This is a genomic window from Segatella hominis (assembly GCF_004535825.1).
In the GTDB taxonomy this organism is placed as follows: domain Bacteria; phylum Bacteroidota; class Bacteroidia; order Bacteroidales; family Bacteroidaceae; genus Prevotella; species Prevotella hominis.
Map to the genome: position 1 here is coordinate 1 of NZ_SGVY01000022.1, position 13,514 is coordinate 13,514.

The window sequence follows — 13,514 nt, forward strand, 5'->3', positions numbered from 1 at the left end:
ACGCTACTTGGCTGGTTCAGGCTCTCGCCCATTGACCAATATTCCTCACTGCTGCCTCCCGTAGGAGTTTGGACCGTGTCTCAGTTCCAATGTGGGGGACCTTCCTCTCAGAACCCCTACTGATCGTTGCCTTGGTGGGCCGTTACCCCGCCAACAAGCTAATCAGACGCATCCCCATCCATCACCGATAAATCTTTAATCCCATTCGGATGCCTTCGTGGGATATCATTGGGCATTAGTCTTACTTTCGCAAGGTTATTCCCAAGTGGTGGGCAGGTTGGATACGCGTTACTCACCCGTGCGCCGGTCGACGCCCATCAAAAGCAAGCTTTCGATGTCGTTTCCCCTCGACTTGCATGTGTTAAGCCTGTAGCTAGCGTTCATCCTGAGCCAGGATCAAACTCTCCATTGTAAAATATCATTTTTACTCTGCCCGTTCCGAAAAACAAGCGAAGTGTTTGTTGTCTGTACTTAGGACGAATATCCTTTTTCGTTTATTGAAGCTTAGTAAAGCTGATGTCAATTTCTTGACGGTTCGTTTCTTTTACCCAGTCTCTTCATACTCCTTATATATAATAAGGTGTAATCCAAAACCGCTTCTTGTACTACTTGTCTGTTTATGTAAAATCTTTCAAAGAACTCTTTCTTTTGTTGCTAAGAGAAAGCGTATTTCTCAAAAGCGAGTGCAAAAGTACTAACTATTTTCCATTCCGCCAAATATTTCGAGAAAAAAGTTTCAAAAATAGCATGATTTTAACATTTGATCACATATCATACTCTGAATTCCACAATTTCACCTCATAATATACATACACGCTTGTGCACCCGCACAGGCTCGTATACACATACACATGCAAATATAAAAATTGAAGAAATCGTATCAAATAACACCAAAGCGAACAAGAGCATTCTTTACCCCATCCTCATCAACAGAGGTTGTAATATAGTCTGCAACTTCTTTAAGATTATCACCAGCATTCCCCATCGCAACACCGATACCAGCCTTTTTAATGATGGAAATATCATTGCCGCCATCTCCGAAAGCCATGGTTTCATCTATGTTCAAGCCCAGATAATCAGCCATTGCCTGTAACCCTTTACCTTTATCAGCTTGAGCAGCAGTAATATCGGTAAAAGCAGGATGCCATCTTCCGGAAGTACAATTTTCCAATGACGGCATCAACTCACTCTCTTGTTCAACACTACAGAATGGAGTAAGTTGCAAGATATCCTCATCTTTCAAATCGTCAATATTCGTTTGAAAATCAAGGGAATCAACCCCTAATCCTTCCACAAATATTTTTTCGACAACAGGGGTTAAATGATGAATCGCCAGATGCTTTTCTCCTACAACTATGACAGAATAATCATCACAATCAGCCGCTTCAATCACTTTCTCCACATCAGAACGCAGAATAGGACACTGACAAACAGTATGATTTTCCACAAAACATCGCGCACCATTAGTCGTTATATAGCCATCTATCAGATGTTCTATCTGTCCCAGATTAGTAATAAGTATGATAGGGCGACCTGTAGATATATATATTTTGACACCATTTTGCTTCGCTTTTTCCAGCGCTTCAACAGTACTTTGAGGGATGCGATGTGTTTGAAAACTTACCAGAGTACCATCTATATCAAAAAATAAAGCTTTGATTTTTGAATTCTTGTCCATATTTTATCCTTTATCCATATTATACATACTATTTCGGTGTGCAAAGATAGCCATTTTTTTGAAAGAAAAAGCAAAAATCGCATGATTTCTTTGGAGTTACCGATAAAAAAACATACCTTTGCAAAGAGAAATTAAATCAATAACAAATAGAAGTATTACAATCATTGAAGAAGAGGAGTGAAATGAGATTTATCATTTCAATCAAGAATCTCTTTCAAATTATAGGCAATAAAGAAAACTTTGTAAAGACATAGATAAAAAGAAAGTTCTTGAAAGATATAATAAACTAGAAGTTTCTCAAAAAGATATTGACAAATATGAAAACTCTTTAAAAGATAAACAAATATGAAAACAATCCTATTTAATGCGATGTTAGCCATCACCATGATGATGTGCTCATGCGAAAAATTTACCTCCGAGGAAGAAAGTAGCAAACCAATTCCTGGAGAAAACAATGTTGGTCTTGAGATAAGTTCAAAAGACCAAGTAAAGAAAGTATGTAAGAAGGTTAGTTTTGGATTTTTCAAGGACGATGCAAAAGCAGGAACTATCAGTCAAACGTCAGACGATTCCGATTTTGGAGCCATCCATCTCAATTTGGCAGCAGGAACTTATGAAGTTGTTGCCATCGGTCACAATGGCTCCGGCACTACGATGTCTTCTCCAGAAAAGATTACTTTCACAAGCAATAAAGTAACAGATACTTTCTATTATTATGGAATTTTGGACGTCACCGACGGAGAAAAAACCACAGAAAGTATCACGCTAAAAAGAGCCGTTGGTATGTTTCGTTTAGTCATCAAAGATGAGATTCCAGAGCAGGCTAAGAAAATCAAATTTTATTATACGGGAGGCAGCAGTACTTTGAATGCCAAAACCGGTTACGGATGCGTGAACAGTAAACAGACTGAGATTTTGGACCTGGTGAAAAAACAGCAGGTTTATGAAGTTTATACCTTTCCTCACGAAGGAGATAAGAAATTGACTGTTTCCATCGACATCTTAGATAAAAATGATTTTACAATAGCCACAACAACCTTTTCGGATGTTCCCATCCTCAAAAACTATATAACGAAATATAGCGGTAAATTGTTTACTGGCTTATCGGGCGGAACAGGCGACATTGACATCGACTTTGTTTTTGATCCAGAATGGGCAGGCGAAAACGAATATGAATTTTAAAAGCCGTATCTATCTGATAATTGAAATCATCTGATAGTTAAAATCACCAGATAGTAGAAGCCACCTGGTAGTTGAAGTCATGAGCCCACTTTAAAAAGGGGCTCAGTTATTTTACATCGAAGAAAGAAGAAAAAATCAAAAAACAAGGAATAATTTTACACAAGAACAAACATAAAAAGAGGGCGTGTCGTAAATCCATGACACACCCTCTTTTTATGTTTATTCATACTTTTTGTGGAAGACCAGCAGGCAGACGGCTCCCATCAAAGCCATAGGTACACCGATAATAGCAGGGAAATGATAACCTAAGGCGAGTGCAAACAATCTAAAAAAGCAAATTGTTGATGGAAGGAAAAATAAATATCCATTTTTTTCGCAATGCCAATGGGTGACAGGGGTGACAGACCCCTCCACAAAAAAAACTGAAAACTCGTGTCACAGGTGTCACCCAACAAACAGGCTCCAATAAAAGGCTCGACAGAAAACGGTGACAGGTGACGCTTTTATATACTCTTTTTTTTATGACTTACCGCGCGAAAATAGATAAAAGATTGATAATCAGAGGGAGACATCCAAATTGGAGGGTAGAGTCTCCAATGCATAAAAAAAAGATGAAAAATAGGTGTCACCGTCACCTTTTGAAAATTTTGTAAAACTTTATGCTTTTCAGAAACAACCTATTTGCAGGAGCGAAATGACTTGTTTACGAGTCCTAAATGACTTGTTTGCGGGTCCTAAATGACTTGATTACGAGTCCTAAATGACTTGTTTGCGGGTCTTAAATGACTTGATTGCAGGTCCTAAATGACTTGTTTACTGGTGCCAAATGACTTGTTTCCAAACACACTTCTTTGGAAGAAAAGCATCAAAAAGGGATAGAAAAGCATCAAAAGGGATAGAAAAGCATCAAAAAGGATAGAAAAGCATCAAAAGGGATAGAAAAGCATCAAAAAGGATAGAAAAGCATCAAAAAGGATAGAAAAGCATCAAAAAGGATAGAAAAGCATCAAAAAGGATAGAAAAGCATCAAAAAGGATAGAAAAGCATCAAAAGGGATAAGTAACTCGGAGAATCTGTGTAACTTTGCGCCATCAATCGAAGGATTGGAAATATTAATAGAGCTCACTTTAAAAAGGGGCATATTTTGAATTCAGTCTGACCAGTGTGGTCATTCTGAGTGAAACATAGCAATCGGCTCCGCTGGTGAATATCTTTCGAGAAATCGCCTTGAAAGAGCCGAAAGCTTCTCTGATAGACCCCAAAAGGGCAAATATCGATCTTTGAAATGTTGAAACCTGGAATATTACCATCCATCGGAGGTTCATCCACATACATCTGCTATATGCATGCATACGATATTTAAGCATCCACCTTGCATCTTACCTGTCTTGAGCTGCAAGACATACGTCTTAACTCCTTAACTTCCTTAACTCCTTTAACTTCCTGATATGCGAAAGTTTAGTTCGTTATAATATAATCGTTCATCAATCTTAGATGTTCCATTTTTCCACAAATATAGATAATTTTCAATTATTAAGAATTGATAATACAAAAAACCTTTGATTTTTAAGAAATTATCCATAATTTTGCACAAAAATAATATAACTCATATAGTTTTTTGTGTAATGAAAAAGATTGTAACTTTTTGCCTGTTATTTGCCGCAATGCTCCCTATGAAGGCTCAAAATGTATTGAGCCTTGACAGTTGCAGAGCCATGGCATTGCGCAATAATAAGCAAATCAATGCGTCAAGACTCAAGAAGGATATCGCTTACAACCTGAAGAAATCTGCAAGAACCAAGTATCTCCCCAAAGTAGATGCACTGGGCGGATACGAATGGTTCAATCGTGAGATTTCCCTTCTCAACAGTAACCAGAAAAGTGCCATCAGCAATATCGGATCCAACTTAGGAGCTGGAGTTACCAACAACCTGAGCACCATGATGGGCGAACTTGTCAGTCAGGGACTTATCTCTCAGGAGGCAGCCCAGCAGATTGGTCAGGCACTCGGAAGCAAGTTGCCGGGAGTAACAGAAAAGCTTAATGGAGCTGGTCAAAATCTGGTAGATGCCTTCCGCACGGACACCCGAAATATCTGGGCCGGCAGCATCATGCTCCGTCAACCTATTTATATGGGAGGAGCCATCATTGCAGCCAACAAGATAGCTGATATTGGCGAGCAAATGGCTGCAAACGATATTGACATGCAGACGCAAAATACGCTTTACAATATCGACCAGGCATACTGGATGGTTGTTTCCTTGAGACAGAAGCAGAAACTTGCCACCAGCTATAGAGATTTAGTCAAGAAACTGGATGATGATGTGCATAAAATGATCAAACAGGGTGTAGCTACAAAGGCAGACGGTCTCAAAGTCGATGTGAAGGTAAACGAAGCGGATATGCAGATTATGCAGGTAGAAGATGGTCTGACCCTCTCCAAGATGCTGCTCTGTCAGCTCTGCGGTATTCCGATGAATCAGGACATTCAGTTGGCTGACGAAGATAAAGAATCACTTGCCCTTTCCGGTCAGGCGATAGATATTCATCAGCAAGAAGCGGCAGCATCCGATTCAGCCAAAAGTACCCGTCCAGAGTTGAAGATGCTTCAGAATACGATTGACCTTTCCAAAGAAAGTGTGAAATTGATACGTGCAGCTTATTTGCCACATGTAGCTTTGACTGGCGGTTATACGATTTCCAATCCTAACGTTTTCAACGGTTTTCAGAAGAAATTTTCAGGAGTATGGAATGTAGGCGTCCTCGTACAAGTACCGGTATGGAACTGGTTTGACGGCACCTATAAAGTACGTGCAGCAAAAGCAACCTCCCAAATTGCTCAAATGAATTTGGATGATACGAGCGAAAAAATCCATCTTCAAATCACCCAAAGTCAATTCAAAGTAAAGGAAGCTGAAAAGAAGCTCAATATGGCACAAAAGAACATCAAGAGTGCTGAAGAGAATCTGAGATGCGCTAACTTAGGATTCAAGGAAGGAGTGATGGATATTACGGATGTTATGACTGCACAGACTGCCTGGCAGAAAGCCCAAAGTCAGAAAATCGATGCTGAAATTGATGTAAAACTTACCCAAATCGGCTTGAACAAGGCATTGGGTATTTTACAATAAACAGGGGATAAACAGTTTGGATCATCCAAAAAAGAACTGTTAACTGTTAACTCTGTTGACAGCATATCTGAATTCAATTAAAAAAAAAAGAATTCTGAAAATTGAAATTCAATTGAAATAAGGATTCTGAAAATTGGGATTCGTTTGAAAAGGGATTCTTAAAATTGGGATTCAATTGAAAAGGGATTCAGAAAATTGGGATTCAAATAAAATATCAAACAAGAAATAGGATTCAACACATTATTATAAGGAATAAAGATTATGTCTAAGAAGTCACAACACAATAACATACTATTGGCAGTAATCGGTTTTACTGCTGTAGTCATCATCGTAGGCGTTATCGGTTTCTTCACTTTAGAGCACGATGACGAAACGATTCAGGGAGAAATCGAGGTTTCTGAGTATAGAGTTTCCTGCAAGTTGCCAGGCCGTATCGTAGAGATTCGTGTCAAGGAAGGCGACTACGTGCATGTAGGCGATACGCTCGCCATTCTCGAAGTACCAGAGGTAAAATCTCAAGAGAAAATGCTCCAGGCTACCAATGAAGCAACCATGGCGCTGCAGGATTTAACGGATGCCGGAGCCCGCAAGGAACAGGTACAGGGCGCTTATCAGCTCTACCAGCAGGCGATGGCTGCTGCAGAAATAGCCAAGAAAACCTACACCCGCATCCAGAATCTCTTCGATGAGGGAGTGATGAGCGGTCAGAAGCGCGATGAAGCTTTTGCTGCCTATAAGGCCACAGAAGCTCAGGTGCAGGCCGCCAAAAGCCAATACGAAATGGCCAAGAATGGTGCCAGAGAGCAAGAGAAGAGAGTGGCTGCCAGCAATACTAATGCTTCTAAAAATGCAGTGGATGTAGTCAAGAACTTGCTCAAGGAAACCATTCAGGTGGCACAGGTAGAAGGCGAAGTTAGTTCTGTCTATCCTAAGGTAGGCGAACTGGTAGGCTTGGGATCTCCTATCATGAGTATCTCCATCATGAACGATATGTGGGGCACATTCAATGTACGCGAAGACCGTCTGGCTGGTCTCAACAAGGGTGCAGAATTCACAGCATTCGTTCCTGCTTTCAACAAGGACATCAAGATGAAGGTATATTATCTGAAAGACCAAGGCTCTTACGCTACATGGAAGGCAACCAAGGATAATGGCGATTACGACCGCAAGACCTTTGAGGTAAAGGCTCGCCCTATCACCAAGTTGGATGGTCTGCGTCCAGGAATGTCTTTGATCATTAAAAAGTAAAGAGAAAAAGTGAAGAGTGAAGAACGAAGAGTGAAGAATTCAATTGTTTTATAACGAAGAATTCAATTGTTTATAACATAAATTCCAGACTGTTCGTTAAGTTCAAAGTTCAACTTTTAAAGTTCTATGTTTAAGAAATTATATCATATTGCCCTCAGAGAATGCGGCATCATGTGGAAGAATCCTATCTATTTCTTCTGCATGATCATCTTCCCCATCGCAGTGGTGATTTTCTTCACCACCCTGATGAAGGATGGTGTGCCTACCGATATGCCTGTGGGCATTGTAGATCAGGACCATTCTGCCACATCCCGCCAGTTGGTGCACAAGCTCGATGCCTTCCAGACCACAAAGGTTGTGTCTCATTACGAGAACATTGCTGAAGCAAGACATGCGATACAGAAGAATGAAATCTACGCCTTCTTAGTCATTCCAAGTGGCACGGAAGCCGGTCTGATGGCTTCCCGCCAACCTAAGATTTCCTTCTACTACAGTAGTGTATCTCTGGCAGCCGGTTCCCTACTCTTCCGCGATCTGAAGACCATCTCCACTTTAGGAGGAGCCGCTGCAGGAATGGCCAAGCTTTCAGCATTAGGCAAGACGAATGACGAGATTATGACCTTCCTGCAACCTATCGCCGTAGATTTGCACATGATTGGCAATCCATACGCCAATTACAATTACTATCTCTCTACCGTGATGGTTCCGGGACTCATCATGCTTTTCATCTTCCTGATTACACCTTATTCTATAGGTACGGAACTGAAGTTCAATAGGGCCAGAGACTGGATGCGAATGGCAGGCAACAATCCTTATCTCGCCATCGCGGGTAAGATGCTGCCCCAGACACTCATCTTCCTGAGCATCTTCCTGCTATTCGAGTTCTATATCTATTATGTATTGGGATTTCCTCATCCGGGTGGCGCAGCGCCTATCATTTTGTTAGGCATTCTGAGTGTATTATCCTGCCAGTGCTTTGGCATTTTTGCCTTCGGTCTGATGCCATCCCTGCGCATGTCGATGAGCATTTGCTCACTTTGGGGCGTGGTAAGTTTCTCCATCTGCGGAGCCACCTACCCACTCTTTGCCATGGATTCACCAATCGAGGCTATCGGACAACTCTTTCCGATGCGCCACTACTATATGATTTACCAGATGAACATCTTCAATGGGTTCCCGATGAGCGATGCAGTACTCCACTGGAGCGCCCTCGTTCTCTTCTGTGCCCTGCCTATCCTCACCATCTGGAACATCAAGAAGGCTATGCTGGTTTACAAATACTTGCCGTAGGAAAGTGAAGAACGAAGAGTGAAGAGTGAAGAAATCAACGGCTTTACTAATCATAAAGTTCAATGTTAAAAGTCCAATATTCTATGTTAAAAAGTAGTTTATTATATAAGATCATCAATGGCATCTGGGATATGTGCTACATCTGGAAAACGGAAATGCGCAATGTGTTCCGCGACGAAGGTGTACTCATCTTCTGCGTCCTGGTTCCATTAGGCTATCCGCTTCTCTACTCGTGGATTTACAACAACGAGGTGGTGAGAGAAGTGGATACGGCTATTGTGGATTTGAGCCACACCCATACCTCCCGTGAGTTTATCCGCGATTACGATGCTGCTCCGGACACCAAAGCCACTTACTATTGCAACAGTCTCGATGAGGCGAAGCAACTGGTACAGAAGCAGGCGGTACACGGCATTGTCTATATTCCTGCCGACTTTGACACGAAGTTGAACCGCGGCGAACAGGCACATGTGGGAGTCTATTGCGACATGAGTCTGATGCTCACCTACAAGGCGATTTATCAGACTGCCCAAGCTGTAGCAAGCCATATCAACTCAGGCATTCAGATTTCGAAAAGTGGTGGTTTTACGGATCGAGACGACGAAATCACTACCGAACCATTGGCCTTTGATGAGGTTCCGATATTCAACACCACCGTGGGTTATGGAAATGCCATTCTGCCGGGCGTGCTGGTACTCATCCTGCAGCAAACCATGTTGTTAGGCATCGGAATGGCGGCAGGTACTTCGAGAGAGTTGAACAGAAATCGCGAACTGATTCCTATCAGCAAGCATTATGGTGGTATTTTCCGAATTGTATTTGGTAAGGCGCTGGTTTATTTCATGGTTTATGCCGTATTGGGTATGTATCTCACATTGGTAGTTCCGAAGATGTTTGGCTTTGTAAGTATGGTTACGTGGACCACGATTTTAGGTTTCCTGCTGCCATATATTCTGTCGTGTGTTTTCTTTGGACTGATGCTCTCGTGCCTGGTAAGATATCGTGAGAATGTGATGCTTCTGGTAGTATTCACCTCCGTGCCTCTGCTTTTCATGACGGGTATTTCATGGCCTCAGAGCAATATTCCAGCCTTCTGGCAAGGTTTCGCCTGGGTATTCCCATCCACATTCGGCATCAGAGGATTCCTGAGAATCAGCAGTATGGGCGCAAGTCTTACAGATATCCTCCCAGAATTCAGAGCATTATGGTTACAGGCGGGCATCTATTTCCTTGCCACCTGCCTGGTATTCAGACAGCAGTTGCGCTCTGCAAGAATCAAAGCAAACCTCCCTGCCGAAGTTGCCGAAGAAGAGGATGAAGCGGAAGAGCTCATCAAAAATCAAGAGGTAAAAGTTACGGATTGACGATACAACCATCGAAAATCTAACTGTTAATTGTTGACTGTTGACATTTTCTAAAATAAAGGTCCTGAGTCAACTTGAAAAAGTCAGAGAACTATCCTCAGGCTCTGGAAAAACAGAAAGGAAAAAAAGGGAAAAGAGGGCGTGCATAAGTCCATGATGTACCCACTTTTATTTTTCCCTGCCCACGGAAAAATTCTTGCGTGGGCAGGGAGAAAAATATTACTTATGTGTACTAACAATCTTGGTAGGAGCCTTCTCGGCATTTCTACGATTAACCACCGTCACGATACTCTGGGCAAGACTCAGAAAAGCCTGACCGGTAACGGAATCAACCTTGGTTGCCGCAGGCGCACCATCATCACCACCCTCGCAGATGCTCTGAACGATAGGAATCTGAGCAAGCAAAGGCACATTCATCTCCTTAGCGAGATTCTTGCAGCCCTCCTTACCGAAGATATAATACTTGTTCTCTGGCAACTCAGCAGGAGTGAAATAAGCCATATTCTCGATAAGACCGAGGATAGGCACGTTCACCTTGTCATTCTGATACATGTCAATACCCTTGCGAGCATCAGCCAGAGCCACCTGCTGAGGAGTACTTACGATAACCGCACCCGTAATGGCAAGAGTCTGAAGCAGGGTAAGATGAATATCGCTGGTGCCAGGAGGAGTATCGAGGATGAAATAATCCAGCTCGCCCCAGTCAGCATCACCGATCAACTGCTTCAAGGCAGAACAAGCCATTCCGCCACGCCACAATGTAGCAGTAGTAGGGCTCACGAAGAAACCGATACTGAGCAGCTTGACACCATATTTCTCGATAGGTTCGATGAGATCTCTGCCATCCTTGTGAACAGAATAAGGACGCTCCTCCTCTACACCGAACATCTTAGGCATAGAAGGACCGAAGATATCCGTATCAAGCAAGCCCACCTTATAGCCGAGCTTAGCCAAAGCAATGGCGAGATTGGCAGAAACCGTACTCTTACCAACACCACCCTTACCAGAACTAACGGCAATCACATTCTTCACCTGAGGCAACAATTTGCCCACTTCAGGACGCGGAGCAGACTTATACTCAGTAACAATCTCCACCTCCACATCCGGAGAAATATGATAATGGATGGCAGCCTCAGCAGCCTTCACCGTACTCTTGAGGAAAGGATCTGTATCACGAGGGAAAAGCAAAACTACCTTCACCTTCATGCCATTGATACTTGGCGTATCTGCCAACATCTCACTCTCGATGAGGTTCTTCTTGGTACCAGGATAAATCACAGTAGCAAGAGCCTCTTCTATCAACTTAGGATATAATGTCATTATATTTATGTATTTGTTTTGTGCAAAATTACCAATAAAATATGTAATAAGCAAATAAAAACTAAATAATTTCAGATATTAAACACTTTTATGTATCTTTGCAGAAATCTGTATATACCAATGCAAGAAATATCAATTAAAACAATGATAAACATTAAGAAGATTTTATTGTCTGCTGCTTTTGTCGCTCTTGGCGGCATTTCAGTACTGGCAACCAGCAAGAGAAAAGAACCAGCCGTCCCTGCTCCTTCCACGATTTATTGGAACGATGTTTACGGCAAGGTTTACTTCAGCAAGAACGCCAATGTTTCCCCTGTTGTCAAGATAGCCCTCAATATGTTCTCAGACGACATGAAGGCCATCTTAGGTTATCCGGCAAAAGAGAAATCAAATGCCAACATTCAGATTTACCAGCTCGACCAGCTTTCCAACAAGGAGTTTTCTTCCATCGAGAAGCTTGGAGTTCCGCTCCACCAGTTTATCACCCAGAAAGATGCATTCTGGATCGGTACCCGTCAGGGCAAAATCATCGTCGTGGGAAGCAACGCCAGAGGAACTGCCTACGGCATCATGGAACTCTCCAGTCTGGCTGGTGTTTCACCCTGGACCAACTATTATCATGTGGCTCCTTTGCAGAAGAAGACGCTCTCCCTTGCCGCAGGATTTGAATCCCTGCAGGTTCCAGCCACAACCTACCGCGGACTCATGCTCAACGACCATGCATGGATGGGCAGAAAGAACCAGAGCCGTCTCTGCCGACTGATGCTCCGCCTAAGAGCCAATACGATATGGGAAGACGAAAAGCATGGGGAAACTTCGGGAAAGCATGAGACAAGTACCGGAAAGCATGATATGAACATCGACAAACAGGTAACTGACAGTTTCGACATTCTCGTGGCAGAGAACGGAAAGGTGACTGAGACCGTTATCGGCAAGAAACGCAACAAGAAACATAAGAAAAGTCTGGAACTCACCAAGCTGATTTGGGAAGACAAACAACTCTCTTTTTCTGACCTTTCGCCAGCTCTGATGCTCAACGAACTCGGTGCAGACAGTCAGGACAGCGGTTCCCGCAAAGGCAAGACCCACAAGTCGCACAGTTCCCGCAGTCATGAAGACGAGGCCTGGATAGCCGATGTCAACAATCCTCAGGCAGGCGCCTACCAGCTTTCCCTTTTCATGGAGCAGGCTTGGAACAGGAATGCAGCCACCGCTGCCAACCTGGAGAAGCACTATGAGCAATGGCTCAGCAAACTCTTCGGCGCTGCTATGGGAAGAAAACTGATGCCGCTCATGAAGGAATACTACCGGCTCACCAACATCCGTCCTACCGGATACATGACCATGCCTTTCGGCGAATACGAATTCCATTCGGGCGAATTCGGCAACGAACTGGAGCGATATCTGTATGATTACGACCTGCTGAAGACCAAGGCAACCAACGTTGGAAACACCCTCACGGCCTATCAGCAGCAAGGATTCCGCAACATGATACTCAATCCTATCCTCATAGCAGCCCTCACAGCCGAGAAAGAATTGGAGGCACAAGAGGCACGCCACATTGCCCGTCCGGGACTTTTCAGCAAGGATGATGAAGCCAAGGCTGCCGCAGCGCTGAGTCTTACCGCCTATCAGAAACTGAAAGCAATCGAACCTTCTGCCCAGCCACCAGTGCTTCCAGGCACGATGACGGCAGCAGAAATCAGGAAAAGTCTGCAGGATGCTTTCGACAGATCGGAAGACCTGAAGCCGTTCAGCTATGCGCTCATCAAGGATGTAATTGCGAAGAATGCCTACCAGTGGACTTCAGCCACACAGAGCAGCATACAGCTATTGCCTTTCACGGGGCACAGTACGCAAGCCGTCTCCATGAACAAGGGTGCCATCCTGAAATACGTGGTGAATACAGACATGGAAGGCGACGCCCGTTTCACCATAGGAGCGATTCCTGACTATACCAACCAGAAAGGAGATATGCGAATCAGCGTCATGATAGACGACCAGGAACCCGTTACGATTTCGCTCAAAGATGCGTATAATCACAACAACTGGAAGATGGATATTTGGCGCGGACAGACCCGAAAAAACTTCTTTACCACACTCAAAAAGGGAAATCATGTGGTAGAAATCAAGGCTTTGGATGATCATATTATTCTCGACCAGTGGATACTCGACTTTGATGTGGACAGAGAATATTACGTGATTCCAGTCAGATAAATGAGAAAAGATAACAGACTTTTAAGTTCTATTTAAACACAATTCGAGCCATCTATTACGACCGAGCTTGGTCGTAATAGATGG

General features: G+C 43.1%; 8 protein-coding genes and 1 rRNA gene. 6 read left to right on the top strand and 3 right to left on the bottom strand.

Features of this window, described 5'->3' with window-relative positions; translation table 11 throughout:
- Positions 1-412 (bottom strand): 16S ribosomal RNA (locus EXN75_RS09245); the annotation flags it as partial.
- Between the two features lie 468 nt (positions 413-880).
- Positions 881-1,678 carry a Cof-type HAD-IIB family hydrolase gene (locus EXN75_RS09250; RefSeq protein WP_134843585.1) on the bottom strand — a complete coding sequence of 266 codons (798 nt, stop codon included), beginning with the start codon at positions 1,676-1,678 and terminating at the stop codon, positions 881-883.
- A gap of 345 nt (positions 1,679-2,023) precedes the next feature.
- On the opposite strand from EXN75_RS09250, the gene EXN75_RS09255 reads away from it, so the two are divergent.
- The 5 genes from EXN75_RS09255 to EXN75_RS09280 all read left to right on the top strand — a co-directional run bounded on the left by EXN75_RS09255 (position 2,024) and on the right by EXN75_RS09280 (position 9,893).
- Positions 2,024-2,860 carry a FimB/Mfa2 family fimbrial subunit gene (locus tag EXN75_RS09255; RefSeq protein WP_134843586.1) on the top strand — a complete coding sequence of 279 codons (837 nt, stop codon included), beginning with the start codon at positions 2,024-2,026 and terminating at the stop codon, positions 2,858-2,860.
- A gap of 1,625 nt (positions 2,861-4,485) precedes the next feature.
- A complete protein-coding gene (locus EXN75_RS09265; protein WP_187349082.1) occupies positions 4,486-5,991 on the top strand; it encodes a TolC family protein in 1,506 nt (501 codons plus the stop codon).
- Between the two features lie 261 nt (positions 5,992-6,252).
- Entirely contained in the window at positions 6,253-7,239 is a 987-nt protein-coding gene (locus EXN75_RS09270) for an HlyD family secretion protein (RefSeq protein ID WP_134843587.1), read from the top strand.
- 126 nt (positions 7,240-7,365) lie between these two features.
- Complete coding sequence (locus tag EXN75_RS09275; RefSeq protein ID WP_134843588.1) at positions 7,366-8,529, top strand: ABC transporter permease; 1,164 nt, start codon at positions 7,366-7,368, stop codon at positions 8,527-8,529.
- Between the two features lie 83 nt (positions 8,530-8,612).
- Positions 8,613-9,893, top strand: coding sequence for an ABC transporter permease (locus EXN75_RS09280; protein WP_134843589.1), 1,281 nt, complete (start codon positions 8,613-8,615; stop codon positions 9,891-9,893).
- Between the two features lie 219 nt (positions 9,894-10,112).
- On the opposite strand, the gene EXN75_RS09285 is transcribed toward EXN75_RS09280, so the two are convergent.
- A complete protein-coding gene (locus EXN75_RS09285; RefSeq protein ID WP_118117738.1) occupies positions 10,113-11,213 on the bottom strand; it encodes an Mrp/NBP35 family ATP-binding protein in 1,101 nt (366 codons plus the stop codon).
- A gap of 144 nt (positions 11,214-11,357) precedes the next feature.
- Here EXN75_RS09285 and EXN75_RS09290 point away from each other — a divergent pair, with 144 nt between their 5' ends.
- Complete coding sequence (locus tag EXN75_RS09290; protein WP_167639485.1) at positions 11,358-13,430, top strand: glycosyl hydrolase 115 family protein; 2,073 nt, start codon at positions 11,358-11,360, stop codon at positions 13,428-13,430.
- Positions 13,431-13,514: the final 84 nt, after the last annotated feature.